We start from the raw sequence: 26,351 nt of genomic DNA, 5'->3' as shown, positions 1-26,351 counted from the left end.
ATGCATCAATCGATTCGAAAAAGCCTGGTTGCGGTTCCACTCACGCTCGTTCTGCTCGCGCCCGCCGCGCGTGGCGGCGAGGCCGACACGCTGCCGCCTTCCGTCGCCAATGCCAACGCCCAGCTGCTGTCGCAGTTCTTCGCGCAAGGCGGCGCCTCGCCCGCCGTGCTCGAATATCGCCGCAAGCTGCAGGAATATCAGGCGGCGCGCGCCGCCTTCGACGAGGAAGCCGGCGCCTATTGGAGCCAGATCTCCGAGAAGCGGAAAGGCCGCAACGCCAAGCGGCGCAGCGGGCAACAAGTGACGCTCGACGATTACGTGCTGGAGCATCCGCCGCTCTATACCGGGCCGAAACGGCCGGTGAATCCGGAGCCCGAGGAAACGCCGGAACGACCGACCAAGAAGCCGATTCCCGTCGTCGCCGACCTGCTGCGCGCGGCGCAGGAGCTCTACCAGTTCACGCCGCAGCGGGCGTCCAGCGAGGTCGAGTTCAAGCGCGCCTATGCGCGCTACGCGCTCGCCTCGGGGCTGACGCGCGAGCAGGCGGTGCGGGTCTATTCGTTCGAGACCGGCGGCACCGGCAGCTACGACGTGCAGGCGGGCATCGAGCATGGCGGCAAGCGCGCGATCTCGACGGCGATGGGCTATAACCAGCTGCTCACCACCAACAGCGTCGAGCTGCTCGCCGAGCAGGGTCACGAATTCATCCGTGCGCTCTCCGACAAGGTGGCGCGGACCTCGGGGCCTGCGCGCCAGGCGGTCGAGCACAAGCTCGCCGTGCTCAAGAAGATGGTGGCGCATGCGAAGTCGGTGCCCGACACCTGGTCGGAGCACGAAAAGATCGGCAACACCGCACAGGGCTGGGCCATGCATGCGATGGTGCTCGACGTCGACATCGGACCGATGCTGCAGACCCACAAGCTGCTCACCTCGGTGCTGTTCGCGCGCGCCAAGGGTTACAGCCGTCCGCTCACCGCGGCCGAGCTCGAGATGATGAACCTCACCGGGGACGGCACCGGCCTCGACATGGTGACCATGCCGCAGGCGATGCGCGAGCAGGTGCCGACCTCGAACTTCTTCCAGCGCGGCGGCTACGAGCGCAACCCGGTCGCAATCCGCCACAACACGGTGGCGAAGCTGCTCGCGGTGACGGACACGCGGATGGACTCGAACAGCAACAACGCCGGCGCGAGGGAATTGGCGGCGGCGTTTTAGGGCTCGGTGTCCTCCCGGCGAAGGCCGGGACCCATAACCACAGGGCGCTGTTTGGCGAAGACTTGCTGTCCGGTACTCCTACCTCCCGCAATCCGACAGATCACGCGGTATGGGTCCCGGCCTTCGCCGGGACGACAGCGAGTATGTGACGGGCGGCCTGCCCCTACTGATCCGGCCCGAACTTGAACTTGCCGTCGCCTTCCAGATACGGGCCGCTGCGCATGTAGAGCTGGCCGTTGTGGCCGATGAAGAACAGCGTGCCCTTCGGCACCTTCTTGGCGCCCTTCAAGAGCTCGCCGGCATTGCTGGTGCCCATCTTGTAGGAAAAGGTCTTGCCCTCCTTGTCATAGGCGTAGCCCGTGTCGGGCTTGAGCTCCCAGGGCGTCGCCGGGGCTTGCGCCAATGCGGGTGCTGCGAATGCCGCGAGCGCGGCTGCGATTGCAAATGTCTTCGTTGAAAATGCCATGTTTCCATCCTCCCCATCCTCGGGGTGCCCGGCTTGAACAAATCACGAACGGTCTTTTCCGGTCAATTCGCGAAAGCGCCGTGGTGCATTCACGTCTGGCCCAGCAGTTTGTGATTTTCCCTTCGTCCCCTCGCGACTATGTTCCGCTTTCCGTCTAGAACGCAATTCGACAAAAATATTGGTGGGGATGATTCGAATGAACCATGTCATTAAAGCCTGCTCGGCTGCCGCGCTGCTGCTCACGGCGCTGGCGCCCGCCGCCCGGGCCGATGATTACCAGCTCAGCCACAACCAGCGGATTTCCTGCAGCCGCGGCCTTGCCCCGGGCAAGCTGAACACGGCGACCTGCAAGTCCTACACCTACCTCTTCAACACCAAGACCTCGGAATATTTCCGCTGCCAGGTCTCCCTGGCGCTGACGCGGGATAACAAGGAGGTCATCAACGTCCAGACCGACGGCGGCTGCACCAAGAAGCCGCGCATCTTCGAAACCGACGGCAAGTATGATTTCGACGCCACCGAGACCGAGCCGCCGAACACCAATTCGTTCTTCGGTCCCGGCGGTTACTCGGTCTGGGCCGCCGACGTCACCACGCAGAAGGTGCGCGGCTGCATCATCATCTCCTCCGGCCTTGGCTCCGACATCTCCAAGTGCCTGGACATGACGTTCCAGTGACCGTTTGACGGTGCGCTCCCTCCCCCGCTTGCGGGGGAGGGTTGGGGAGAGGGTGTTGCCGCAACGGGAGACCCCCTAGAGGTGAGAACCCTCACCCGGCGCTACGCGCCGACCTCTCCCGCAAGCGGGAGAGGTTGCACCGAGCCTGCGGCATGAGCATCTGCTCATCATCTCTCCTGCGCCACCTCGCCGCACCCGCCGGTTCCCCAAAAGCCCTGCGGGAACGGCCGTTTACCGCAGTCCTGTTTTGCCTTTTGGATGGGTTGACCCGCATCCCCTGTCCGGCCAATTTCGCCGCCGGTTTGGGGAGTACAAAAATCATGAAACGGACGTTCTTCGGCGTGGCCGCGGCTCTTGCTCTGGCGGCGTCGGCACCTTGCGCGCATGCGCAATCCTTCATCAACGTGCTGACCGGCGGCACCTCCGGGGTCTACTATCCGCTCGGGGTCGCGATCGGGAAGATCTACGGCGACAAGATTCCGAACGTGAAGACGCAGGTGCAGGCCACCAAGGCGTCGGTCGAGAATTTGATCCTGCTGCAGCAGGGCCGCGGCGAGCTGGCGTTCACGCTGGGTGACTCGCTGAAAGCGGCCTGGGACGGCGAGGAGGAGGCGGGCTTCAAGAGCAAGCTCGACAAGCTCCGGACCATTGGCGCGATCTATCCGAACTACATCCAGATCGTCGCGACCGCCGAGAGCGGCATCAAGACGCTGGCCGACCTCAAGGGCAAGAGCCTGTCGGTCGGCGCGCCGAAGTCGGGCACGGAGCTGAATTCCCGCGCGATCCTGGCCGCCGCAGGGATGAGCTACAAGGATCTCGGCAAGGTCGAATATCTGCCGTTCGCCGAATCCGTCGATCTCATGAAGAACCGCCAGCTGGGTGCGACGCTGCAATCGGCCGGCCTCGGCGTCGCCTCGCTGAAGGATCTCTCGACCTCGAGCCCGATCATTGTGGTGTCGGTGCCGAAGGAGACCGTGGACAAGATCGGCCCGCCCTTCATCTCGGCGACCATTCCCGCCAACACCTATACCGGCCAGGACAAGGACGTGCCGACCGCGGCCGTGGTCAACTATCTCGTGACCAGCTCCGCCGTCTCCGACGACCTCGCCTATCAAATGACAAAGCTGGTCTACGAGTCGCTGCCGGAATTGCAGAATGCGCATGCGGCGGGCAAGGAGATCAAGCTCGAGACGGCCGCCACCGGCAGCCCGGTTCCGCTGCACCCCGGCGCGATCCGCTATTACAAGGAAAAAGGGCTGATCAAGTAATTCTCCCTCCGTCGTCATTCCGGGATGGTCCGAAGGACCAGACCCGGAATCTCGAGATTCCGGGTTCGATGCTCCGGGCCGCTACGCGGTCCCGTCGCATCGCCCCGGAATGACGGAGCGAGAGTGGATGCCCGGGGCATAGGCGAGCGGAAGCGACGCCGTCCTTTGGACGGCTATGCCCGGGCATGACGTATTCAGGGTGCAGCGCGAATGCTGTAGGAACGCCCCATCAGGGCGCGGGGACATATCGATGTTGCAGGCTGAGGGCACTCAAGAGCCCATCAAGGTCGAGTTCGACAATTTCGAGCACGGTTTTCCGGAGGGTTTTGGTCCGGGCTGGTGGGGCCAGCTCGCCTACTGGATCGGCATCGCTTTTGCCACGTTCCAGCTCTATGTCGCCGCCTTCAACTATCTGCCGAGCCAGGTGGTGCGCGGCGTCCATGTCGGCTTCCTCGTCCTGCTCACCTTCGGTCTGATCGCCAACTTCACCGCGAAGAGCAATTTCGGCCGTGCGCTCGGCTGGGTGATCGGCGGCGCCGGATTCTTTTGTGGCCTCTACCAGTGGATCTTCTATGCCGACCTGATCGCGCGCGACGGTGATCCGACGAAGCTCGACCTCGCGGTGGGCACGCTGCTCGCCGTGCTGATCTTCGAGGGCACGCGGCGCCTGATGGGCGCGGCGCTGCCGCTGATGTGCGGCGCCTGCCTGCTCTACTGGTTCTTCGGCCAGTACCTGCCGTCGCCGCTCAATCATCGCGGCTATGATTTCGACCAGATCGTCACGCATCTGTCGTTCGGCACCGAAGGTTTCTACGGCGTGCCGATCTACGTCTCGGCGACCTACATCTTCCTGTTCATCCTGTTCGGCTCGTTCCTGGAGCGCGCCGGGATGATCCAACTCTTCACCGACGTCTCGCTCGGCCTGTTCGGCAGGACCCGCGGCGGCCCGGCGAAGGTCGCCGTGTTCGCCTCGGGCATGATGGGCACGATCTCCGGCTCGGGTGTCGCCAACGTCGTCACCGTCGGCCAGTTCACGATCCCCCTGATGATCAAGTTCGGCTATCGCCGCGCCTTCGCGGCGGGCGTCGAAGCCACGGCATCGATGGGCGGCCAGATCATGCCGCCGGTGATGGGCGCAGTCGCCTTCATCATGGCGGAGACGCTCGGCGTCCAATATTCGGAGATCGTGAAGGCGGCCGCGATTCCCGCGATCCTCTACTTCGCGTCCGCGTTCTGGATGGTGCACCTCGAAGCCGGCAAGCATGGTCTCGTCGGCATGAAGCGCTCGGAGATCCCGAGCGCCTGGAGGGCGCTGGTGACGCGCTGGTATCTCGTGCTGCCGCTCGCGGCCCTCGTCTACATGCTGTTCGAAGGCTTTACGCCGCTCTATGCCGGCAGCATGGGCCTCGCGCTCACGGTGACGCTGATCCTCGGCACCGCCATCACGACGGGCGCCTCCTCGATGGTGATCCGCACCATCTTCTGGGTCGGGCTCGCGCTGGTCGTCGCGGCGCTGTCGCGCGACGGCCTCCAGATCGTGCCGGTCGCAAGCGTCGTCGTCGGGCTGATCGTCATCACGGCGTTCGTGCGCGGCGGGTTCAAGGCCTTGCGCGAGTGCCGCGATGCGCTCGCCGAGAGCGCAAAATCCGCCATCACGGTCGGCATGGCCTGCGCCATCGTCGGCGTCATCATCGGCATGATGTCGCAGACCGGCGTCGGCACCATCTTCGGCGGCTGGGTGATCGGGCTCGGCGAGAAGAGCCTGTTCCTGGCGCTGATCATGACCATGCTGCTATCGATTCTGCTCGGCACCGGCATTCCGACCATCCCGACCTACATCATCACCGCTGCGCTTGCCGCGCCGGCGCTGGCGAAGCTCGGCGTGCCGCTGATCGCAAGCCACATGTTTGCGTTCTACTACGGCATCATGGCCGACCTCTCGCCGCCGGTGGCGCTGGCTGCGCTCGCGGCGGCGCCGATCGCCAAGGAGAATCCCGACAAGATCGGGTGGGAGGCGATGCGCATCGCGCTCGCCGGCTACGTCATCCCCTTCATCTTCGTCTATTCGCCGGCGTTGATGCTGCAGGCCGGCGATCCCATGGCGGCAAAACTCGGCTTCTACGGCGCGGTGGCGCTCGCAACCGTCAAGGCACTGGTGGCGATCGGCCTGTTCGGCATGGTCGCGATCGGCTTCCTGTTCACGAAGCTGACGATCGTCGAACGCCTGGTTGCGCTCGGCGCCGCGTTCTGCCTGCTCGGCGACTTCGCGTTCAGCGACACCGCCGGCTTCGTGCTCTCCGCCGCGCTCGTGCTGTGGCAATGGCGACAGCGTCCGCCGGCGCCGGTCGAGGCCGTGTGATCCTCTGCTTCGCAACAGCCGGGGCTACGAAGGCGCTGGCGCTGTCCGCCTTCACGCTCGCATGGACGCATTCAATCGCGAAGGTCGAGTGGCAGGAGGACTGGCGGGTGACGCCGGCCGGCCTCGAACTGGTGCAGGCCCGCGTCAAGGGCACCGGGCCCGGCATGGAGCCGCCGCCCGAGGCGCGCCTCGTCAATGGCTGGTTTCAATGGCGGCCGCAGCATGCGCCGATGCCGGAGGTGGTGCTGGGAAATTCCGGCGCGGCGGGGGAATGGCGGCTATGCCACGAGGGCACGTGCCGGACGTTGTCGGAGATTGTCGGCCATCCCATTGGTGCTAACGTCACGACGATGAAGATTTGCAAGGATCTGTAGCCCGGATGAGCGACGCGATATCCGGGAACGGTCCCCCCGGATATCGCTTCGCTCATCCGGGCTACAAGAACACGGGAGACACGCGATGGATCGGCTCAAGGGCAAGGTTGCGATGGTGGTGGGCGCCGGCTCGATCGGACCGGGCTGGGGCAACGGCAAGGCGACCGCGGTGACCTTTGCGCGCGAGGGCGCGCAGGTGTTTTGCGTCGACCGCAACGGTGCCGCGGCCGAGGAGACCGCCAAGATCATCACGGGTGAGGGCGGCAAGGCGACCGCGTTCACGGCCGACGTCTCGCGTCCCGCCGAGATCGAGGCGATGGTCGCAGCGTGCCTGAAGGCCTGTGGCCGCATCGACGTGCTCGACAACAATGTCGGCATCGCCGAGATGGGCAGCGTGGTCGAGGTCACCGAGGAAAGCTGGGACCGTGTCTTCAGCGTCAACCTCAAGAGCGCCTATTTCGCCATGAAGCACGTCATCCCCGTGATGGTGAAGCAGGGCGGCGGCTCGATCATCAACATCTCCTCGATCGCCTCGATCCGCCATGTCGGGATTTCCTATGTCAGCTACAACGCCAGCAAAGCGGCGATGAACCAGCTCACCCGCTCCACCGCGATCGAGTTCGCGAAGAACCATGTGCGCGTGAATGCAATCCTGCCCGGCCTGATGAAGACGCCGATGGTCGAGCATTCCGCCGGACTTGCGAACAGCTACGCCAAGGGCGATGTCGAAGCGATGTGGCGCGCCCGTGATGCGCAGGTGCCGATGGGGCACATGGGCGAGGCATGGGATGTCGCCAATGCCGCGCTGTTCCTGGCGTCGGACGAGTCGAAATATGTGACGGGAATCGAGCTGGTGGTGGACGGCGGGATTACATGCAAGGCGGGGGCGTAAGCGCCGCCTCCTACTCCGCTGTCGTCCCGGCGAAGGCCGGGACCCATAACCACAGGAAGTGATTTGGCGAAGGCTGGTGGCTCCAGCCTTCTTCAGCAACGGACATCGGGAGTATGGGTCCCGGCTTTCGCCGGGACGACATCATCACTGCGCCAGCGCCAGGATCCCGCCGGCAAATGCATGCCACGCGGCCGTCTCGCTGACCGGCCAATTCAGCACCTTCACCGCCAGCAGCGCGAGCGTGCCGTAAATGTAGACCGGATGCACCCGGCCCTCGGCGCGCCAGTCGCGCACCATGGCGACGACGAGTAGCAGCGAGGCAACGACCGCCGGCGCGATCGTCACGGGCACCGGGGGCGGACCGGGCGGTCCCGGAGGCGCGAGGAAGGTCAGGAACCAGCGGGCGATCGCGGCGTCGAGGATCGAGACCGCGGCGAGCAGCATCAGGCGCTTGTGAATCTCGGGCTTGCGCGTGTTCATGATGGCGAGCACGAAGACAATTGCGAAGAACGCAATCCCGCTCATCGGCACGATCGAGAACGAGATGCCCGCGTCGGTCTGTCCGAGTGCGGCCGCGTGCTTCATTGACGTCACCGAGGCGAGGAAGCCGAAGATCGTCATCGCGGTCGCGAGCGACACGCCGACAATGCCGAGCGAGCGGTGATTGACCACGCGGCCCGAGGCCGCGAGCCAGGTCTGGAGCACGAAATAGAGCGACCAGGTGAAGAACAACAGTCCGTGAAAATGAATCACGGGGTTTGCGGAGAACGTCCGGTGGACGAGCGGCACCCAGTAGGTCGGCGCGAAACCGAGAAAGGCCGTCGCCGCGCAGGCCAGGGCCATGTGGAAATAAAAATTTCGTGCAGGCGACGCATCACGCGCGCGTACACGACGGTCGTCGATCAGGGTTGTCATCAAGGATGAGTCTGGAGGGGCGGCGTTTGGTTCAATCCCCATCGTCGTCCCGGCGCAGGCCGGGACCCATAACCACAGGATCGTGTTTGGCGAAGACTCGGAGTTCGGGATCAGCACCGTCCATTGCGGATGTATCTCGCGGTATGGGTCCCGGCCTGCGCCGGGACGACGACGGAGTTTGTAGCTACCGCGAGATCATCAGCCCCCCGCGCTCAATTCCGCGCGATCGAGCTCTTCCTCGAGCCGGTGAAACGCGTCGTCGCCGATCACCTCGGTGGTGCGCAGGTCGAAGATGGATTTGCGCGCGGCCTCGATGGCGCGGCGGCGCAGGGGATCGGCGGGCAATTCGCCGCTCGCGATGCCGGCATTCGGATCGGTCTCGGTCTGCATCAGGATGGCGCGATATTCGAGCCGCAGGATTTCCGCCTCTTCCGACGGATCGCTCTCGATCGCATCGAGCGCTGCGCGATAGGCGACGGCGCGACCGCGCGCGACCTCGATGCCGACGGGATCGTCGTCCTTGAGGTCGAAGGCTAGGATCAGCGGCCGCAGCGTCAGGCCCTGGATGATGAGCGATCCCAGCACCACCGCAAAGGCGATGAAGACGATGAAGTCGCGATAGGGAAAATTCTCCGGCAGCGCAAAGGCGGTGGCGAGCGTGACCAGGCCGCGCATGCCGCACCAGGAGATGATGAGGCCGCCTTTCGGCGAGGCGACCTGTTTTGGATCCTTGGGATGGTAGAGGTTATGCGCGATCAGCACGCGCAGCGTCGTGCGGTAGAACGTCACCCAGAACAGGCGCACCAGGACCACCGTGAGCAGGATCCAGGCCGCAGCCACACAATATTCCCAGCGCACGTCGGCATCGAGCCGCGTCCAGATCGGCCGCATCTGCATACCGATCAGCATGAAGGCGAGCACGTTGAGCACGAACACCGTCGTCTCCCACACCGCATAGGACGGCACCCGCAGCCGTGCCGGCATGCGCGCCGGCGCGGTGCGCGCGAGGGCGATGGCGTAGATCACGATGGTGAGGATGCCGGACAGGCCGAGATGCTCGGCACCGATCCAGATCATGAAGGTGGTGGCGAACTGGACGATGATCGCGCTCGGGGCTTCCGTCACGCGCTCCATCATGGGCGCGATGATGCGTGCTGCGGCAAGGCCGGCGATGACGCTGCCGACCAGCGCCAGCGCCATGGTCGGCGCGACCTGGCTCCAGGTCAGATGCTCGGTGGCGACCGCGCCGACGGCGATGCGGTAGATCAGGAGCGCGCTCGCATCGTTGAGCAGGCTCTCGCCCTCCAGCACCTTCACCATGCGGTGGGGCAGCTTCACCTGGCTCAGGATCGCGACCGCGGCGGCGGCATCCGGCGGCGCCACGATGGCGCCGAGTGCAACCGCAGCGGCCCAGGGCATATCAGGCATCAACCGGTGCGCGACGAAGGCGACGCCGGCCGTGGTCAGGCCGACCGCGGCCACGACCAGAGTCGAGACCGGAACCCAGTTGTTGCGCAGATCCCGCAGCGAGGTGTCGAAGGCGGCATCGAGCAGCACCGGTGCGACAAAAAGCGCCAAGGCCAGGTCCGGCTCCAACGTCCAGGTTGGGCTCGACGGCACGAAGGCGATCAGGGCGCCGCCGATGGCGAGAAAGGTCGGATAGGGGACCTTGATCCGCCGCGCCAGCGCCGATAAGGCAACGGCGCCGAGCAGCAATGCGATGATCCATTCGAATGTCGACACGATAGTCCCCGAAACCGATTTGGGCGGTGCCACAAGCTAGCACCAATCCGGCCGTATGATGGATAATGCGGCCCCAAGGCAAGAGTGAAGCAAGACCTTCCGACTGCGACAAGCATGCGTTTTCAAAAACTCATCCAATGGTCAGCTGCCGCAGCGCTCTCGGCGCTTCCGATCGGCGCGGTCCATGCTGCGACCGGCGGCGAGCCGGCGGCCGTCACGCAGGTTGATATCGCACCGTGCCTCGCGGCCACCGCGGCCGACGACATCGACAAGGCGAATTCCGCGTGCGCGGCCGTGATCGACAACGAGAAGACGGCGAAGGCGGACCTGGTCAAGGCATTGATCGCGCGGGGTGCGCTGTATGCGCGGCACGACCAGATCGATCGCGCAATCGCCGACGACAGCCGCGCTCTTTTGCTCGATCCCACGCTCGCCGATATCTTCAACGCCCGTGGCGAGCTCTGGCTGAAGAAGGACGACAAGCCCAAGGCAGTGCAGGATTTCGGTGCCGCGCTCAAGATCGATCCAAACCACGAGAAGGCCAAGGCCAATCACAAGGCGATGGCGCGCGAGCTCGAGCGCATCGGCGCGCAGATGGCGGTCGCCGGCAAGCCCAGCTTCAACTGCGCCCGCGCGGCCAGGGCTGTCGAGAAGGCGATCTGCGGCAATCGCGAGCTCGCCGATCTCGACCGCGAGATCTATGGGTCGCATCTGCGCGCTGTCCGCGAGGCTCAGAGCCCGGCGGAGGCGCGCAAGATCCAGCGCGAGCAGGACGCCTTCGTCGCCCGCCGCAACGCCGAATTCGGGCGGCCGGGGTACGACCTGAAAAAGGCGATGCAGGAGCGCTTGCAACAGATCAACGGCGTGGACGGATATTGATGCCGCGCTTGTCCTTTCCCGCCTGCGGCCGCGTTTTGGGGCGAGATATTAGACCCTCATGGTGAGGAGCTCGCCAAAGCGGGCACTCCGGACGATGCTGCGCATCGCCGGGCGAACCATGCAAGCCGAGCTCATCCGGCAGTCTCCCACTGTCATGCGTTCCCGCCCGCGGCGGGGAGGAGAGCCCGCCGTTTTGAACCTGATGCCGGATGGCGGCGACAATGGGGAAAGCCCTTGTCCTGGAGTCCAAAGCCATGTGCGGCATGTCCCGTTCCGCGCAAATGTCCTCGTTTGCCAAAATCTCGCTCCGCGCCCTCTTCCTCGGCGCGGCTATGGGCCTGACCCTCATCGGTCCGGCTTCTGCCGGCACGGATTGCGTGCCGGGCAGCAAGGCTGCTCCCGCGGAACTGATCTCCGCGTGCGGCGCCATCATCGACCAGACGGCGAATCCGGCGTCTGAACGCTCCATGGCGCTCGTCGCTCGCGCCGAAGCCAATGCGCGAACCTCCGGAGGCCAGTCGCAGGCGCTGCGCGATCTGGACCGCGCCATCGCCCTCGACGGCAAGAACGCAAAGGCCTGGCGCGTGCGCGGCAACCTCTTGCGCGAGGCCGGCGGCGACCTCAATCGGGCCGCGGCGGATCTGACCAAGGCGATCGAGATCGATCCGCAGGATGCGGAAGCTTTCGAGCTGCGCGGCGTCGTCTACACCAACCAGCATCGCTTCGACCGCGCCATTGCAGACTACGACCAGGCCATCAAGCTGAAGGCGGATTCCGCCCAGGCCTGGTCCGACCGCGGCGCGACCTTCTATCTGCGCGGCGACTACGACAAGGCTGTCGCTGACCTCAGCGAGGCGCTACGGCTCGATCCGAACCGGGCGCGCAGTTACACCAACCGCGGCGCCGCCTACAAGAAGCTCGGCGAGCTCGACAAGGCGATCGCAGACGACAGCGAGGCGATCCGGCTCGATCCAAAGGTGCCGGAGTATTTCGACAACCGCGGCCTCACCTATGCCGCGATGAAGGAGTACGACAAGGCGATCGCCGATTACGATCAGGCGATCCGTCTCGAGCAGCGGGTGAACTTCCTGACCAACCGCGGCGACTCCTACCAGTTCAAGGGCGAACTCGGTGCTGCGCTGTCGGACTACAATGACGCGCTGAAGCTCGATCCGAATTTTGCCAAGACCTACAACAATCGCGCCGTGCTCTACAAGAAGATGGGCGAGCGCAAGAAGGCGCTGGCCGACTACGAGGCGACGTTGCGGCTCGATCCCGCCAATGAGAACGCGCTCAACGGCCGCCGCGCGATGATCGCCGAGATCGCAAAATTCGGCGGCGAGCCGTCCCGTGTGCTGAACGCCGCCGCCAGCGATCCGTCGTTCGACTGTGCCTCCGCCAAGCGCGAGGTCGAGAAGGTGATCTGCGCCGATCCGCAGCTCGGCGTGCTCGACCGCCAGATCGCCGAGGCCTATGAGCGCGTGCTGAAAGCGGCGAGCAAGCGCTCGGCGGATGGCCTGCGCAAGTCCCAGCGCGATTTCCTCGTCACGCGCGATGCGAGCTTCCGTCGCCCCGACTACGATCTGAAAAAGATCATGCAGGAGCGATTGCAGAAGCTGAACGCAATGGAGAGCTGAGAGGCGAAGGAGCCGAAGCCTTGCGGCTGGCTCCGTACCTCTCCCGCTTGCGGGAGAGGTCGACGCGCTCGGAGAGCGCGGCGGGTGAGGGCTCTCTCCCTCTTGGGGACCTTCATGAGTCCTCACAATCCCAACGCGGAGGCACCCCCACCCCGACCCTCCCCCGCAAGCGGGAGAGGGAGCCGACTGCCGATGCCGCGCAAGCTCCACACCTCTTCCCAAAGCCCATCCTTTTCGGCTTGAACCGCGGCTCGTTCCCGGGAAAATAGCCCTCAAGCAAGGCCGGCAATTGATCCTGGTCATGGCGGGACGCCTGTCCTGCCACAAGGGTCAGGGCCAGGCCATAAAGGGAACGGGAGCGCGGGAATGAATGTCCAGGGGAAGAGTCTCTATCACGAGGTCCATGCGCGCTCGCTGGCCGACCCCGAGGGCTTCTGGGCCGAGGCGGCCAAGGAGATCGACTGGATCGAGCCGCCCAAAAAGATCTTCGACCCCTCGCAAGGACCCTATGGCCGCTGGTTCATCGGCGGCGTGGTCAACACCTGCTACAACGCGCTCGACCGCCATGTCGAACGCGGCCGCGCCGACCAGGTCGCGCTGATCCATGATTCGCCGCTGACGGGCTCGATTACCAAATTGACCTATGCCGAGCTCCTCGGCGAGGTGCAGGCGCTTGGCGCCATCATGCAGGATTTCGGTGTCACCAAGGGCGACCGCGTCATCCTCTACATGCCGATGGTGACGGAGGCGGTGGTCGCGATGCTTGCCTGCGCACGCATCGGTGCGGTGCACTCGGTGGTGTTCGGCGGCTTTGCCGCAAAGGAACTCGCCACCCGCATCGACGATGCGCAGCCGAAGCTCATTCTCTCGGCGAGCTGCGGCATCGAGCCCGGCCGGATCGTGCAGTACAAGCCGCTGCTCGACGAGGCGATCAAGCTTGCCGGCAGCAAGCCGAAGGCCTGTATCGTGCTGCAGCGTCCGCAGCTCACCTGTGATCTCACGCCCGGCCGCGACTATGATTGGGCAAGTCTGCGCCGCAAGGCGATCAACGACGGCAAGAAGGCGCCTTGCGTGCCGGTTGCCGCCACCGATCCGCTCTACATCCTCTACACCTCGGGCACGACGGGCATTCCCAAGGGCGTCGTGCGCGACAATGGCGGCCATCTGGTTGCGGTGAAATGGTCGATGTTCAACCTCTATGGCGTCAAGCCGGGCGAGGTCTGGTGGTGCGGTTCCGACATCGGCTGGGTGGTCGGCCACAGCTACATCGTCTATGGTCCGCTGCTGCATGGCGCGACATCGATCATGTACGAGGGCAAGCCGGTCGGCACACCCGATGCCGGCGCGTTCTGGCGCGTCATCAGCGAGCACAAGGCGGTCGCCTTGTTCACCGCGCCGACCGCGTTCCGGGCGATCCGGAAAGAGGATCCGGACGGGAAGTTCATCCGGCAATATGACCTGTCGAAATTCCGCACGCTGTTCCTCGCCGGCGAGCGCGCCGATCCGCCGACGGTGGAATGGGCGGAGCAGCAGCTGAAGGTGCCCGTCATCGACCATTGGTGGCAGACCGAGACCGGCTGGTGCATCGCCGGCAATCCGGTCGGCCTCGGCATGCTGCCGGTGAAGCACGGCTCGCCGACGGTGCCGATGCCGGGCTATCAGGTCGATGTCGTCGATGAAGCGGCCAAGCCGGTTGGCCCCAACACCATGGGCTCGATCGTCATCAAGCTGCCGATGCCGCCGGGCTGCCTGCCGACGCTGTGGAATCAGGACGCTCGTTTCGAGGAAGCTTACCTCAGCGAATTCCCCGGCTACTACAAGACCTCCGACGCCGGCTACAAGGACGAGGACGGCTACGTCTTCGTCATGGGCCGCACCGACGACATCATCAATGTCGCCGGCCATCGCCTCTCGACCGGCGGCATGGAGGAGATCCTGGCCTCGCATCCCGACGTCGCCGAATGCGCCGTGCTCGGCGTCAAGGACGCGATCAAGGGCGAGGTGCCCTGCGGCTTCCTGGTGCTCAAGGCCGGCGTGAAGCGCGCCCCCGCCGAGATCGAGAAGGAGATCGTTGCGCTGGTGCGCGACCGGCTCGGTCCGGTCGCCGCCTTCAAGCTCGCCATCACCGTGGGCCGCCTGCCCAAGACGCGCTCCGGCAAGATCCTGCGCGGCACCATCAAGAAGATCGCCGACGGCGAGGCGTGGACCATGCCGGCGACGATCGAAGATCCCAAGGTGCTGGACGAGATCGGCGAGGCGCTGAAGGGGAGGGTGTGAGGTTGCTCGCTGGGCGTTATGGATCCTGCCCGCAGCCTTGAACTGATGACGATCCGACCCGAGACTGACACTTCGTGCCAGCGGTGGTTTCGGTTGCCACGGTCAGGGCTACCGCGAAGCAAATCAGCGCGCCCAGTTTGGAGAAAATTGATCTTGGTATCATCGTAAATCTCCTGATCGACTATTGGAGACAGGCCGTGGCCGAGTTGAACAACGTGACTTGGCTTGGCATAGCCGCCGGCGTGAACGGTTTCTGAATTTCGACCGTTCCAGATTCCGACTTCAGGATTCCGAACGCTGTGAACTGAATACAACCCTGTCCGAGCGCGGCAAGCTCCGCATCGGTCAATTGCTTCTCCAGATTGCTTTGGTTGGAAATCGCGTAAGGGCCAAGCATGAGATCGTACTGGCCTTGTCCGGCAGCAATTGCATCCTTCTTTCTGACGCCGATATAAACAGCGTACTTGTTTTTGATCGCCGGAGCCACATAGAGCGAGCTGTCGAGATGGTTCTCTTCGAATCCGAAGGCGATCTTCTTGTGCTCAGGCTCGAATTCCCAGTCTGTAAATCGAACCCGCGTTAAGTCGTTCTTCAATATCGATTGGCTAAAGGCAGCCAGCACGATGGGCCCCTGCGAAAGGAAAAATTCCAAGAAGGCGCCGACGACGAGGAAGGTGAGCGCTGCGCGGCGGAAGTTGCCTATGGCAGCCAGGAACAGAGGGCGCGGCTCTGCAGGATTGCCATCCTTGGTCTTGAGAGCCTGTTCGTTCTTTAGCAATTGAAACGAGAGCAGCAAAAATGCGAGGCTCGCTCCGATCGCGCCTAGTCTGACTAGGTCAAGCAAACTATTCATTGGGATCTCGGAATAAAGACGTTTTTAAAGCCGCATCTTGGCAGTTACTCCAAGGCGTTGCAACTACTGATGGTGAATGGTGCGCGGCGCTCAGCAACGCTGGATTGGTTGGGGTGAGCGTACCGGGGAACTGAAAGCCGCGGAGTAGTGGGTGTCCGCCTTCGCGGGGCATGACGCCCTGGGGGCTTGAATAGGCCGCATTTTTCCGCTCAACCCTCACCATGAGGATGAAGGGCCTGCTATGAATTCGAAGCCGTTTCTCGCGATTGTGTTTGTGGGCCTCGCTCTCTCCGCCTGCTCCGCGCGCTACCAGACGCCGGTGGCGGTGGGCGGTGACGATGACGACGCGGTGTGCCAGAGCCGCGGCTACGCCCAGGGTTCGCCGGAATACGTGGCCTGCCGCAAGGATCGCGACGTTCAGCGCAACGCCGCCACCGCGCGCGCCGATCGCCGCCAGCGCGATCTCGGCGAGTACATGTTGAACAATCCACAGCGGCCGTAGGCGCAGCTCGGTCCGTAGCCCGGATGCATTGCTGACGAAACAAAAACGCGGCAGGTTTTCCTGCCGCGTTTTGCTTTGTGCTCAATCGCAAACTAAGAGCGGAGCCTTACTCCTCCTCTTCGTCCTGCTTCTTGCCGCCGAGCGTCTTCAGCTTGGCGAACACGGCATCGACGTTGAGGTCGTCGCTCGATCGCTCGGCCGGCTCGAACTCGTCCTTCTTGGTGGTCTCGGAGGCCGGCAGCAAGGTGGCGCCGCCATAGGCCGCGTCGATCGGCTTTTCCTTGGCCGCGCGCTGCACTTCGAAATCCAGCTCGATCTGCGAGCAGAGGCCGAGGGTGACGGGGTCGATCGGGGTCAGCTGGGACGTATTCCAGTGGGTGCGGTCGCGGACGCTGGCGATGGTGCTCTTGGTGGTGCCGACGAGGCGCATGATCTGGGCGTCCTTGAGCTCCGGATGGCTGCGCAGCAGCCAGAGGATCGCGCTCGGGCGCTCATGGCGGCGGGAGACCGGGGTATAGCGCGGGCCCTTGCGCTTGGGCTGCGGCGGCAGCACCACCTTGCTCTCCTGCAGGCGGAGCCGGTAATCCGGGTTCTTCTCGCCCTTCTCGATCTCCTCGCGGGTCAGCTGGCCGTTGGAGAGGGGGTCCATGCCCTTGATGCCCTGGGCGGCGTCGCCGTCCGCGATGGCGCGCACCTCGAGGGGATGCATCTTGGTGAAATCGGCGACCTGGTCGAAGGTCAGCGCGGTGTTGTCGAGCAGCCAGACGGCGGTCGCCTTGGGCATCAGAGGTGCGTTGCTCATGGCAAATCTCCTTTGTGCTTCGCCCACCCCTCTGGAGGCGAAACCGGTGGTCATCAGCGATGACAGGGAATTCGCGCTATATAAGCCCGGAGGGGCTGGCCACGCAATGGTTCTGCTATAGATAGTGCCTTGACAGCGCCCGAAAGGGGGCCCAATTCCCTCTGCAGTCCCGTAAGCCCGTACCTAAGCCCTATTCATCCATTCGACCGCTTCCCGCCCATTTGGCGAGGTGATTCGGTCCCGAGATCGCCCAATGTCAGCCAAACCAGACCTTAAGATCGTGCTTTGTTCTCCCCGCGGCTTCTGTGCCGGGGTGGTCCGGGCGATCGACACCGTGGAACGGGCGCTCGATAAGTACGGCGCCCCCGTCTATGTTCGCCATGAGATTGTACACAACAAGTACGTCGTCGATGGGTTGAAAAAGAAGGGCGCCATCTTCGTCGAGGAACTGGCCGAAATCCCAGAAAATACCACCGCGCCGGTGGTGTTCTCGGCCCATGGCGTGCCGAAATCGGTTCCGGCCGACGCCCAGTCCCGCAACCTGTTCTCGCTGGATGCGACCTGCCCGCTGGTGACCAAGGTCCACCGCGAGGCCGCGATCCACTTCAAGCGCGGCCGCGAGATCTTCCTGATCGGCCATTCCCATCACCCCGAGGTGGTCGGCACGCTCGGCCAGCTCCCCGTCGGCGCGGTCACCCTGATCGAGACCGCCGAGGACGCCAAGACCATCAATCCGAAGGACCCCGATAACCTCGCCTTCGTGACCCAGACCACGCTGTCGATCGACGACACCGCGGAGATCGTGGCGCTGCTCAAGGAGCGCTTCCCGAACATCAACGGACCGCACAAGGAAGACATCTGCTACGCCACCACCAACCGCCAGCTCGCGGTGAAGAAGGTGGCGCCGGTGGTGGACGCCTTGATCGTGGTCGGCGCGCCGAACTCGTCGAACTCGCAACGCCTGCGCGAGGTCGCCGAGCGCGAGGGCTGCAGGATCGCGGTGCTGGCGCAGCGCGCCACCGACATCGACTGGGACAAGTTCGGCAACATCGCGAGCCTCGGCATCACCGCGGGCGCCTCCGCGCCGGAAGTGATCGTCGAAGAAATCATGGACGCCTTCGCCGAGCGCTACACGCTGCATGTGGAGACGGTCTCGGCCGCGGAGGAGAACGAGTTCTTCCCGCTGCCGCGTCAGGTGCGCCCCGAAGCTGCCGCCGAGTAGACCCTTATGGCGGTCTACACCGACGTCGCCGCCGACGAACTTGCGGATTTCCTGAAACAATACGATCTCGGCGAATTGCTCTCCTACAAGGGCATCGCCGAGGGCGTCGAGAACTCCAACTTCCTGCTGCATACCAGCCAGGGGTCGTTCATCCTCACGCTCTATGAGAAGCGCGTGGCGAAGAACGATCTGCCGTTCTTCCTCGCGCTGATGACGCATCTGGCCGAGCACGGCGTCAATTGCCCGCTGCCCGTGAAGGGACGGGACGGCGAAGCGCTGCGCGAATTGTCGGGCCGCCCCGCCGCGATCATCACCTTTCTCGAAGGCGTCTGGCCGCGCAAGCCGAACGCGACCCATTGCGCCGGCGTCGGCGAGGGGTTGGCCCGGATGCATCTGGCCGGCGCAAATTTCGCGGTTCGGCGCGCCAATGCGCTGTCGGTTGCGGGCTGGCGGCCGCTGTTCGACGCGGCGTCGAGCCGGGCCGACGAGGTGCAGCCCGGCCTGCGTGCGTTTCTCGCCGCCGAGCTCGATCATCTCGCGAGCGGGATCTGGCCGACCAACCTGCCGGAGGGCGTGATCCACGCCGACCTCTTCAACGACAACGTCTTCTTCCTCGGCGACAAGCTCTCCGGCATCATCGACTTCACCTTCGCCTGCAACGACATGCTGGCCTATGACGTCGCGATCTGCCTCAACGCCTGGTGCTTCGAGCCGGATCACTCCTTCAACGTCACCAAGGCGCGCGCCTTCCTCAATGCCTATGGCCGCGTGCGCAAGCTGTCGGAGGCGGAAGAGGCGGCGCTGCCGCTGCTTGCTCGCGGTGCTGCGATCCGCTTCCTGCTGACGCGGCTGGTGGATTGGCTCAACGTGCCGCCCGGCGCGCTGGTCAAGCCGAAGGATCCGCTGGAATATGTCCGCAAGCTGCGCTTCCATCAGAGCGTATCGAGCGTGCGCGATTACGGGCTGATGCCATCAGGATTGGTCGCGTGAGCGAAAAGCCCGTCGTCACGATCTATACCGACGGCGCCTGCTCGGGGAATCCCGGGCCCGGCGGCTGGGGCGCGATCCTGAAGTTCGGCGACAAGGAGAAGGAGCTGAACGGCGGCGAGCGCCACACCACCAACAACCAGATGGAGTTGATGGCGGCGATCTCCGCGCTCGAGGCGCTGAAGAAGCCATGCACGGTCGATCTGTACACCGACAGCCAGTATGTCCGGCAGGGCATCACCGGCTGGATCTTCGGCTGGAAGCGCAACGGCTGGCGCACCGCCGACAAGAAGCCGGTGAAGAATGTCGAGCTATGGCAGCGCCTCGACGCCGCCTTGAAGCAGCACGAGGTGCGCTGGCACTGGGTCAAGGGCCACGCCGGCCACCCCGAGAACGAGCGCGCCGATCAGCTCGCGCGCGACGGGATCGCGAAGGCGCGGTTGCAGCAGCGGGTGGCGGAGTAGGACGCGGCGCATTTCGCTTGTGTCACCGCCTCGCACCCCAATCCCCGCGGTCATCCCGGCGAAGGCCGGGATCCATAACCACAGGGTCGAGTTTGGCGAAGACTCGTGGTTACCAGCTCGTGCCGCAACTCCACCCTGGGGGTATGGGTCCCGGCCTTCGCCGGGACGACAACGAGAGCGCGGCTAGAAGCGACGGCAGTTTCGTAGGGTGGGCAAAGCGAAGCGTGCCCACGGCTTTTTTCAATCTAGGACAGATGGTGGGCACGGCGCTGGCGCGCCTTTGCCCACCCTACTGCACTTCCGCCGTGGCTCAGAGCTGCCCGAGCAGCGTATCGCCGCCGGAGACCTCGACCTTGCCGGGCATGGCCTCGAGGTTCAGCTTCTTCACCACGCCGTCCTCGACTAGCATCGAATAGCGCTTGGAGCGGATGCCGAGGCCGTTGGCGGAGGCATCTAACTCCATGCCGATCGCTTTGGCGAACTCGGCATTGCCGTCGGCGAGGAAGATCGCCTCGTCGCGCTGGTCGGTGTCGCGCTTCCAGGCGTTCATGACGAAGGCGTCGTTGACCGAGACGATCGCGATGGTGTCGACGCCCTTGTCCTTCATGGCATAGGCGTTGAGGAAGATGCTCGGCAGATGCATCTTGTGGCAGGTGCCCGTGTAGGCGCCGGGCACGGCGAACAGCGCCACCTTCTTGCCCTTGAAGATATCGTCGGTGGTCTTCACCTGCGGGCCATCCGCCGTCATCACGCGGAATTTCGCCTCGGGCAGCTTGTCGCCAGTCTGGATCGCCATCGTCAGTCTCCCTGAAAATCGGTCCCGCTTTTTAGACCGGGCGGCGGGCCTGCACAATATTGCCGGCGGGGAAAGCGACGTGGGCCGGGGCCCTTCACCGTGATGTCATCAGCCCGCAAATCCGCCGCCGTCGAGGAAGGCCTGTTCTTCCTCGGTGGTGTCGCGGCCAAGGATGCGGTTGCGGTGGGGGAAGCGGCCGAACCGCTCGATGATGTCGGCGTGCTCCCGGGCGTATTTCTGGTTCTCGGTATTGTCGGTGTTCGCAAACAGCGCGACGCAGTGCAACTGGTCGGGCAGGTGCTCCGAATGCATGAAGGGCATGTAGAGGAATTCGAGCAGGATGGGATCGATCCTGCGGTCGACGCCCCGCGCGATGGCGCGGCGGGCGACATCGCGTGCCAAGGCGTCGCTGGCAAAGGCTTGCCGAGTGCCGCGAAACATGTTGCGGGGAAACTGGTCGAGCACGATGACGAGCGTGAGCGCGCCGTCGTCGCTGTCTTCCCATGACGAGAGTTCGCCGGCGACGGCCTTCTGCCAGAGCGCGGCAAAACGGTGTCGCACGTCCGCGTCGAAGGCGTCATTGCGCTCGTACCAGCGTTCGTGGCCGGCCTCTCGCCAGAAGGCGAGAACGCCTGCCGGCGTGATGTCGCGGGCGTCGGTCATGAACGGGAGGCGCGCGCTACGCCGCCTCCGCCTTCTTCTCGTCCCGAAGCTGCCGGCGCAGGATCTTGCCGACATTGGTCTTCGGCAGGTCGGTGCGGAATTCGATGTGCTTGGGCACCTTGTAGCCGGTGAGCTGCTCCTGACAGAACTTGATCACGGCTTCGGCGGTGAGGTTCGGGTCCTTCTTCACGACGAACGCCTTCACCGCCTCGCCGGATTTGGAATCGGGGATGCCGATCACGGCGCATTCGAGCACGCCGGGATGGCTCGCGATCACTTCCTCGATCTCGTTGGGATAGACGTTGAAGCCGGAGACCAGGATCATGTCCTTCTTGCGATCGACGATCTTGGTGTAGCCCTTCTCGTCCATGATGCCGATGTCGCCGGTGCGGAAATAGCCGTCCGCCGTCATCACCTTGGCGGTCTCCTCCGGCCTGTTCCAGTAGCCCGACATCACCTGCGGGCCCTTGGCGCAGATCTCGCCCGCCTGGCCGAGCGGGACTTCGTTGCCGTCGTCATCGCGGATCGAGATGTAGGTCGAGGGCACGGGAATGCCGATCGATCCCGAGAATTCGGTGGTGGTCGCGGGGTTGCAGGTGAGCGTCGGCGAGGTCTCGGACAGGCCGTAGCCTTCGGCGATGAAGCAGCCGGTCACCGCCTTCCACTGCTCGGCGACGGAGCGCTGCACCGCCATGCCGCCGCCGTTGGAGATCTTCAGCTTGGAGAAGTCGAGCTTCTTGAAATCCGGGTGGTGCATCAGGCCGTTGTAGAGCGTGTTGACGGCCGGGAAGCTGTTGACCTGGTACTTTGCCAGCTCCTTGACGAAGCCGGCGATGTCGCGCGGATTGGGGATCAGCAGATTGCAGCCGCCGGCGCGCACCGCGAGCAGATAGCAGGCCGTCAGCGCAAAGATGTGATAGAGCGGCAGCGCGCAGACGATCATGAGCTGCTCGACATGCGGCGGCTGCGCCAGCGCCGGCTGGAGCCAGGCGTCGTTCTGCAGAACGTTGGCGACGATGTTGCGGTGGACCAGGGTCGCGCCCTTGGAGACGCCGGTCGTGCCGCCGGTATATTGCAGGAAGGCGACGTCGCCCGGCGACAGCTTTGGCTTGTTGAAGGCCAGAGAGCGGCCGGACGACAGCGCGTCGTTGAACGACACCGCGCCCGGCAGCGACCAGGCCGGGACCATCTTCTTGACGCGGCGGACGACGAGATTGACGATCACGCCCTTGAAGCCGAGCAGGTCGCCCATGCTGGCGACGATGACGTGCTTCACCGGCGTCCTCGCGATCACCTGCTCGACGGTGTGCGCAAAATTCTCCAGCACGATGATGGCTTCGGCGCCGGAATCCTTGAGCTGGTGCTCGAGCTCGCGCGGGGTGTAGAGCGGGTTGACGTTGACGACGGCAAAGCCTGCGCGCAGCACCGCGGCGGTCGCGACCGGATATTGCAGCACGTTCGGCATCATGATGGCGACGCGCGCGCCGCGCTGCAGCCCGCGGCCTTGCAAGTACGCGGCGAGCGCGACCGACATCTGGTCGAGGTCGCGATAGCTGATCGACTTGTCCATGCAGATGAACGCTTTGCGGTCGGCGAACTTGGTGAAGCTCTCCTCCAAGAGGTCGACCAGCGATGCGTATTGCGTCGGCTCGATATCAGCAGGCACGCCGGGCGGATATTGCTTGAGCCAGATGCGCTCCATGGAAAACTCCCCTCAATTTACCAGAGCCCGTTGTGTCTCGGGCTTGCCTCGTTGCCGCCAGTATCGAGCCTGCCGCAACGGGTGGCAAGCCGTCGTGGCTTAGGGCAAAGGTCGGAGAGTGGCTACTGGAATCGTCGCAAAACCGCGCTTCCCGCAGGTGCGAAGCGCGGGCCGCGGTTTTAGCCTCGCGGGGGCGTTAACTGTTGTTGGCCGGCTTGGCCGGAGGCTTGGTTGCGGCCTTGGGCTTGGCGGGCTTCGCCGCCTGATCGCCATTCGCCGCGGGCTTTGCCGCCGCATCGGGCTTGGCCGCGGCATGCTTGGTCCCAGCCGGCTTGGCTGCGGTCTTGCCGTCGGTCGGTTTGGCATCCGGCTTTGCCGCTGCCGTCTTCGCCGCTGCCGTCTTCGCGTCCTTCGGCTTATCGGCGGGCTTGTCGGCTGCATCAGGCTTCTTGGCGACGCGCGACTTCTTGCCACGCGGTTTTGGCGTCGCCTGCTGGTCGGCATCGGCCGCGACCGCGGCGATCAGGGCGGTGCCGGTACGGGTCGGGCCGGTATAGACCAGCACGGGCTCGGTCGCCGCCGGCGCCGAGGCCATCAGCTCGGAGGCCTTCATCAAGGGCGGCTGGAGGCCGGCCGTAAAGAACGTCACCTGGGCTTCGCCGCCGGTGGCTGAGGCGGATCCTGATGTGCCGCCATTGGCTGCGATCAGCGCGTCGTCGTCGTCGCTCGCCGGCCGCTTGCGATGACCGCCGCACATCTCGTCGCGCAGGTTCGGCGGCGAGGCATCGACCGGCACCAGCTTGTCGACGGTGCCGAGCGAGGGGCGGAGCCAGGTGAGACCGTCCTGGCTGAAGCCGCGCTCGAGCAACTGCGCCGCCTTCACCGCGCGCGCGGTGCCGGAGTTTGCACCCAGCACCACCGCGATCAACCGGCGGCCGTTGCGCGTCGCTGACGCCACGAGATTATAGCCGGAGGCGCAGATGAAGCCGGTCTTGAAACCGTCGGCGCCGGGATAGCGGCCGATCAGCTTGTTGAAATTGCCGGTGGTGCGCTTGCCGAAACGGATCGCCGGAATGTGCACGAAATATTCGTATTCGGGCAGATCGCGCAGGAACGAGCGGGCGAGAATGCCGAGGTCGCGGGCCGAAGTGATCTGGCCGTCGGCGGGCAGGCCGTTCGGATTGACGTAGCTCGTCTGCGTCATGCCGAGCTTCTGCGCCGTGTCGTTCATCATCGCGGAGAAGCCGTCGATCGAACCGCCGACGCCTTCGGCGAGCACCACGGCCATGTCGTTCGCCGACTTCACCATCATCATCTTCAGCGCATTGTCGACCGTGAGCTGTGTTCCCGGACGGAACCCCATCTTCGAGGGCGACTGCGAGGCGGCCGTCGGCGACACCGTGAGCAGCGTGTCGAGCGTGAGCCTGCCGTCCTTCACCGCCTTCAGCGTCACGTAGGCTGTCATGATCTTGGTGACGGAGGCCGGATACCAGGGAATGGTCGCGTTGTCCGCCTGCAGCACCTTGCCGCTATCGGCCTCGATCAGCAGCAGCGCTTCAGCGCTCGCCGCGCGCGGCGCGAGCAGCACGACACATGCGAAGGCCGCAGCGAACAGGTTGAACAGGGATTTGCGAAGCAGCGGGCGAAGGGCGTGCACTATCCGATTCCGGTCCTTGGAGATCCGCCTGATACGGGCGGTTCTCGTGATCTGAGTTTCGGGTTCTGAAATCCGGCGCCGCCGCTTGCGGCGTCGCAAACCTATACCGGCTCGTGCGTCGAGAATAGGGGCTTCGGGTGGGTATTCCGCAAGGAAGTAGGCCGAATTTCGACGGTCCTCTCGGGACTTGCTAGGGGGATTTGACAGCTGTCGCGGCAGCCTCGGCGGCCGTCACGCTGGCCCGCGCGTTCTCCTGGACCATGAACTGGGCCTTGGCCATCTCGGCAAAATGGCCGCCTTTGGCCACGAGTTCATCGAAAGTTCCGGTTTCGATCACGCGTCCATTCTCGAACACCAGGATCCGCGTGGCGTTGCGGATGGTGGAGAGGCGATGGGCGATCACGAAGGTGGTACGGCCCTTCATCACTTCGTCGAGAGCAGCGTTCACCTTGACCTCGGTGACGGCGTCGAGCGCGGAGGTGGCCTCGTCCAGGATCAGGATCGGCGGATCCTTCAGCAGCGCGCGGGCGATCGAGAGGCGCTGGCGCTCGCCGCCGGAGAGCATGCGGCCGCGCTCGCCGGCATTGGTCGTGAAGCCGCCGCTGCGCTCGATGAAATCGAGCGCCTGCGCGCGCTCGGCGGCCTTGCGCATCTCGACCTCGGTTGCATCCGGCTTGCCGACGCGCAAATTCTCCTCGATCGAGCGGTTGAACAGCAGCGCTTCCTGGAACACGACGCCGATGTTTCGCCGCAGCGAGGTCAGCGTCACGCCGCGGACGTCCATGCCGTCGATCTTGATGAAGCCGGATTGCGGATCGAAGGCGCGGTGCAAGAGCGCGATCGCGGTGGATTTGCCGGCGCCGGTCGGCCCGACCAGCGCGATGGTCTGGCCGGGCAGTGCGGTGAAGGTGAGGTCCTCGATCGCCGGCCGCTTGCCGTCATAGGAGAAGGTGACGTCGTTGAACTCGACGAGGCCGGACAGCCGGCCGGCATCGATCGCGTCGGGCCGGTCGTGGACGGCGGGCACGGCGTCGAGCACGTTGAAGAACTCACGCAGGCGCGGCGCCTCCATGAAGACGTTATTGATGAAGCTCACGACCTGCTCGAGTTTCTGGATCAGCATCGTCGCAAAGCTCACGAACATCACGATCTCGCCGACCGAGGTCAGCCCCTGGTCGTGCAGGGCGATGCCGAGGGTGAAGATCGCGAGCACAGTGATGGTGGTCGAGGCCCGCGTGATCACGGTGACGAGCGCCCACCAGGACAGCACCGGCATCTGCGCGGCCAGCAGCTCGTCGGCGACGGAGCGCAGCCCCTTCACCTCGGATTCGACGCGGACGAAGCTCTGCACCAGCGCGACGTTACCGAGCGCGTCGGAGGCGCGCGCGGAGAGCTCGCTGTAGTGCTCCTCGACCTCCATCTGCATGCCGAAGGTCTTGCGCACCACGAAGGTCGTCAGCGCGGTGAAGACGACGCAGAGCACGAACAGCAGGATCGCGAGCCGCCAGTTCAGGTACAGCGACAGCGGCAGCAGCACCACGACCGAGAGGATCGCGGCGAAATGCTCGCGGAAGAAGCCGAGCCACAGCCGCCACAGCGCATCGGTGCCGTTGAGCATCACCTTCATCAGCCGGCCCGAATGGGTGCCGGAGTGGAAGGTCAGCGGCAGCTGCAGGATGTGCTCGAAATAGTCGGTCAGCACCGCCTGACGCTGGCGGTGCGAGAGCCGGTCGGCCTGCAGGGCGACGAGCGCGCTGCAGGCGATGGTGAACAGCCCGAACGCCACCCAGGCGGCCAGGAACGGCCAGGCCGAGCTCGAGCCGGCAACGGTCTTGCCTGAGAGCACGTCGACGATCCGGCCGAACAGCACGGGTTCCGCGAATTGCGAGGCGGCGAGCAGGAGGTTGGCGACCGCGAGCAGCCAGCCCAGCCGTGCCTCCTTGCCGAGTAGCTCGAGAACGCGGGAATAGAGACGGAGAATGGACATGCGGACTGGCAACTT

The 26,351-nt window shown here is 64.7% G+C and carries 23 protein-coding genes; 13 read left to right on the top strand and 10 right to left on the bottom strand.

Annotated elements, in window-relative coordinates:
• Positions 1–1,215 (top strand): hypothetical protein, encoded by a 1,215-nt coding sequence (locus N2603_RS41360; protein WP_260386710.1) that lies wholly within the window; start codon positions 1–3, stop codon positions 1,213–1,215.
• 163 nt (positions 1,216–1,378) lie between these two features.
• Here N2603_RS41360 and N2603_RS41355 read toward each other — a convergent pair whose 3' ends face one another.
• A complete protein-coding gene (locus N2603_RS41355) occupies positions 1,379–1,681 on the bottom strand; it encodes a hypothetical protein (RefSeq protein WP_260386709.1) in 303 nt (100 codons plus the stop codon).
• A 196-nt stretch (positions 1,682–1,877) separates the two neighbouring features.
• Here N2603_RS41355 and N2603_RS41350 point away from each other — a divergent pair, with 196 nt between their 5' ends.
• The 5 genes from N2603_RS41350 to N2603_RS41330 all read left to right on the top strand — a co-directional run bounded on the left by N2603_RS41350 (position 1,878) and on the right by N2603_RS41330 (position 7,250).
• The gene (locus tag N2603_RS41350; protein ID WP_026312531.1) at positions 1,878–2,357 is read left to right on the top strand and encodes a hypothetical protein; all 480 of its coding nucleotides are present in this window, start codon (positions 1,878–1,880) and stop codon (positions 2,355–2,357) included.
• A gap of 320 nt (positions 2,358–2,677) precedes the next feature.
• A complete protein-coding gene (locus N2603_RS41345; protein ID WP_260386708.1) occupies positions 2,678–3,625 on the top strand; it encodes a TAXI family TRAP transporter solute-binding subunit in 948 nt (315 codons plus the stop codon).
• A gap of 250 nt (positions 3,626–3,875) precedes the next feature.
• Positions 3,876–5,984 (top strand): TRAP transporter permease, encoded by a 2,109-nt coding sequence (locus tag N2603_RS41340; protein WP_260386707.1) that lies wholly within the window; start codon positions 3,876–3,878, stop codon positions 5,982–5,984.
• Positions 5,945–6,358, top strand: coding sequence for a DUF1850 domain-containing protein (locus N2603_RS41335; RefSeq protein ID WP_260386706.1), 414 nt, complete (start codon positions 5,945–5,947; stop codon positions 6,356–6,358). Before N2603_RS41340 ends, N2603_RS41335 begins: the two co-directional genes overlap by 40 nt.
• 85 nt (positions 6,359–6,443) lie before the next feature.
• On the top strand, positions 6,444–7,250 hold the full coding sequence (locus tag N2603_RS41330; RefSeq protein WP_260386705.1) for an SDR family NAD(P)-dependent oxidoreductase: 807 nt from the start codon (positions 6,444–6,446) through the stop codon (positions 7,248–7,250).
• Positions 7,251–7,394: 144 nt separating this feature from the next.
• Here N2603_RS41330 and N2603_RS41325 read toward each other — a convergent pair whose 3' ends face one another.
• Entirely contained in the window at positions 7,395–8,165 is a 771-nt protein-coding gene (locus N2603_RS41325) for a hypothetical protein (protein ID WP_260386704.1), read from the bottom strand.
• Between the two features lie 198 nt (positions 8,166–8,363).
• Entirely contained in the window at positions 8,364–9,941 is a 1,578-nt protein-coding gene (locus N2603_RS41320; protein ID WP_260386703.1) for a cation:proton antiporter, read from the bottom strand.
• A gap of 81 nt (positions 9,942–10,022) precedes the next feature.
• Between N2603_RS41320 and N2603_RS41315 the strand changes: the two genes are divergently transcribed.
• The 3 genes from N2603_RS41315 to N2603_RS41305 all read left to right on the top strand — a co-directional run bounded on the left by N2603_RS41315 (position 10,023) and on the right by N2603_RS41305 (position 14,701).
• The gene (locus N2603_RS41315) at positions 10,023–10,787 is read left to right on the top strand and encodes a hypothetical protein (RefSeq protein WP_260386702.1); all 765 of its coding nucleotides are present in this window, start codon (positions 10,023–10,025) and stop codon (positions 10,785–10,787) included.
• 254 nt (positions 10,788–11,041) lie between these two features.
• The gene (locus tag N2603_RS41310) at positions 11,042–12,424 is read left to right on the top strand and encodes a tetratricopeptide repeat protein (protein WP_260424403.1); all 1,383 of its coding nucleotides are present in this window, start codon (positions 11,042–11,044) and stop codon (positions 12,422–12,424) included.
• Positions 12,425–12,790: 366 nt separating this feature from the next.
• Positions 12,791–14,701, top strand: a complete 1,911-nt coding sequence (locus N2603_RS41305; protein WP_260386701.1) for a propionyl-CoA synthetase — start codon at positions 12,791–12,793, stop codon at positions 14,699–14,701.
• A gap of 181 nt (positions 14,702–14,882) precedes the next feature.
• Here the strand turns inward: N2603_RS41305 and N2603_RS41300 are convergent, their stop codons facing one another.
• A complete protein-coding gene (locus tag N2603_RS41300; RefSeq protein WP_260386700.1) occupies positions 14,883–15,554 on the bottom strand; it encodes a hypothetical protein in 672 nt (223 codons plus the stop codon).
• A 241-nt stretch (positions 15,555–15,795) separates the two neighbouring features.
• On the opposite strand from N2603_RS41300, the gene N2603_RS41295 reads away from it, so the two are divergent.
• Positions 15,796–16,056: a hypothetical protein gene (locus tag N2603_RS41295; RefSeq protein WP_260386699.1), complete on the top strand. Its 261-nt coding sequence runs from the start codon at positions 15,796–15,798 to the stop codon at positions 16,054–16,056.
• 106 nt (positions 16,057–16,162) lie between these two features.
• Here N2603_RS41295 and N2603_RS41290 read toward each other — a convergent pair whose 3' ends face one another.
• Positions 16,163–16,858, bottom strand: a complete 696-nt coding sequence (locus tag N2603_RS41290) for a DUF1013 domain-containing protein (protein WP_026312533.1) — start codon at positions 16,856–16,858, stop codon at positions 16,163–16,165.
• A 253-nt stretch (positions 16,859–17,111) separates the two neighbouring features.
• On the opposite strand from N2603_RS41290, the gene ispH reads away from it, so the two are divergent.
• The 3 genes from ispH to rnhA are packed head-to-tail and all read left to right on the top strand — an operon-like array spanning position 17,112 to position 19,531.
• Positions 17,112–18,080 (top strand): 4-hydroxy-3-methylbut-2-enyl diphosphate reductase, encoded by a 969-nt coding sequence (gene ispH / locus N2603_RS41285; RefSeq protein ID WP_260386698.1) that lies wholly within the window; start codon positions 17,112–17,114, stop codon positions 18,078–18,080.
• Between the two features lie 6 nt (positions 18,081–18,086).
• Positions 18,087–19,070, top strand: coding sequence for a homoserine kinase (locus N2603_RS41280; RefSeq protein ID WP_260386697.1), 984 nt, complete (start codon positions 18,087–18,089; stop codon positions 19,068–19,070).
• On the top strand, positions 19,067–19,531 hold the full coding sequence (gene rnhA, locus N2603_RS41275; protein WP_260386696.1) for a ribonuclease HI: 465 nt from the start codon (positions 19,067–19,069) through the stop codon (positions 19,529–19,531). The genes N2603_RS41280 and rnhA overlap by 4 nt, the downstream gene beginning before the upstream one ends.
• Positions 19,532–19,841: 310 nt before the next feature.
• Here the strand turns inward: rnhA and N2603_RS41270 are convergent, their stop codons facing one another.
• The 5 genes from N2603_RS41270 to N2603_RS41250 form a co-directional block, all read right to left on the bottom strand.
• Positions 19,842–20,327, bottom strand: coding sequence for a peroxiredoxin (locus N2603_RS41270; RefSeq protein ID WP_260386695.1), 486 nt, complete (start codon positions 20,325–20,327; stop codon positions 19,842–19,844).
• A gap of 108 nt (positions 20,328–20,435) precedes the next feature.
• Entirely contained in the window at positions 20,436–20,990 is a 555-nt protein-coding gene (locus N2603_RS41265) for a DUF924 family protein (RefSeq protein WP_260386694.1), read from the bottom strand.
• 16 nt (positions 20,991–21,006) lie between these two features.
• Complete coding sequence (locus N2603_RS41260; protein ID WP_260386693.1) at positions 21,007–22,692, bottom strand: long-chain fatty acid--CoA ligase; 1,686 nt, start codon at positions 22,690–22,692, stop codon at positions 21,007–21,009.
• 196 nt (positions 22,693–22,888) lie between these two features.
• Positions 22,889–24,349 carry a D-alanyl-D-alanine carboxypeptidase family protein gene (locus tag N2603_RS41255; protein WP_260386692.1) on the bottom strand — a complete coding sequence of 487 codons (1,461 nt, stop codon included), beginning with the start codon at positions 24,347–24,349 and terminating at the stop codon, positions 22,889–22,891.
• A 190-nt stretch (positions 24,350–24,539) separates the two neighbouring features.
• Positions 24,540–26,336, bottom strand: a complete 1,797-nt coding sequence (locus tag N2603_RS41250; protein ID WP_260386691.1) for a glucan ABC transporter ATP-binding protein/ permease — start codon at positions 26,334–26,336, stop codon at positions 24,540–24,542.
• Positions 26,337–26,351: the final 15 nt, after the last annotated feature.

Source organism: Bradyrhizobium huanghuaihaiense (genome assembly GCF_025200885.1).
GTDB classification, from domain to species: Bacteria; Pseudomonadota; Alphaproteobacteria; order Rhizobiales; family Xanthobacteraceae; genus Bradyrhizobium; species Bradyrhizobium huanghuaihaiense.
Note: the sequence above shows the minus strand (reverse complement) of the source record. Positions and strands in the feature narration are given on the sequence as shown.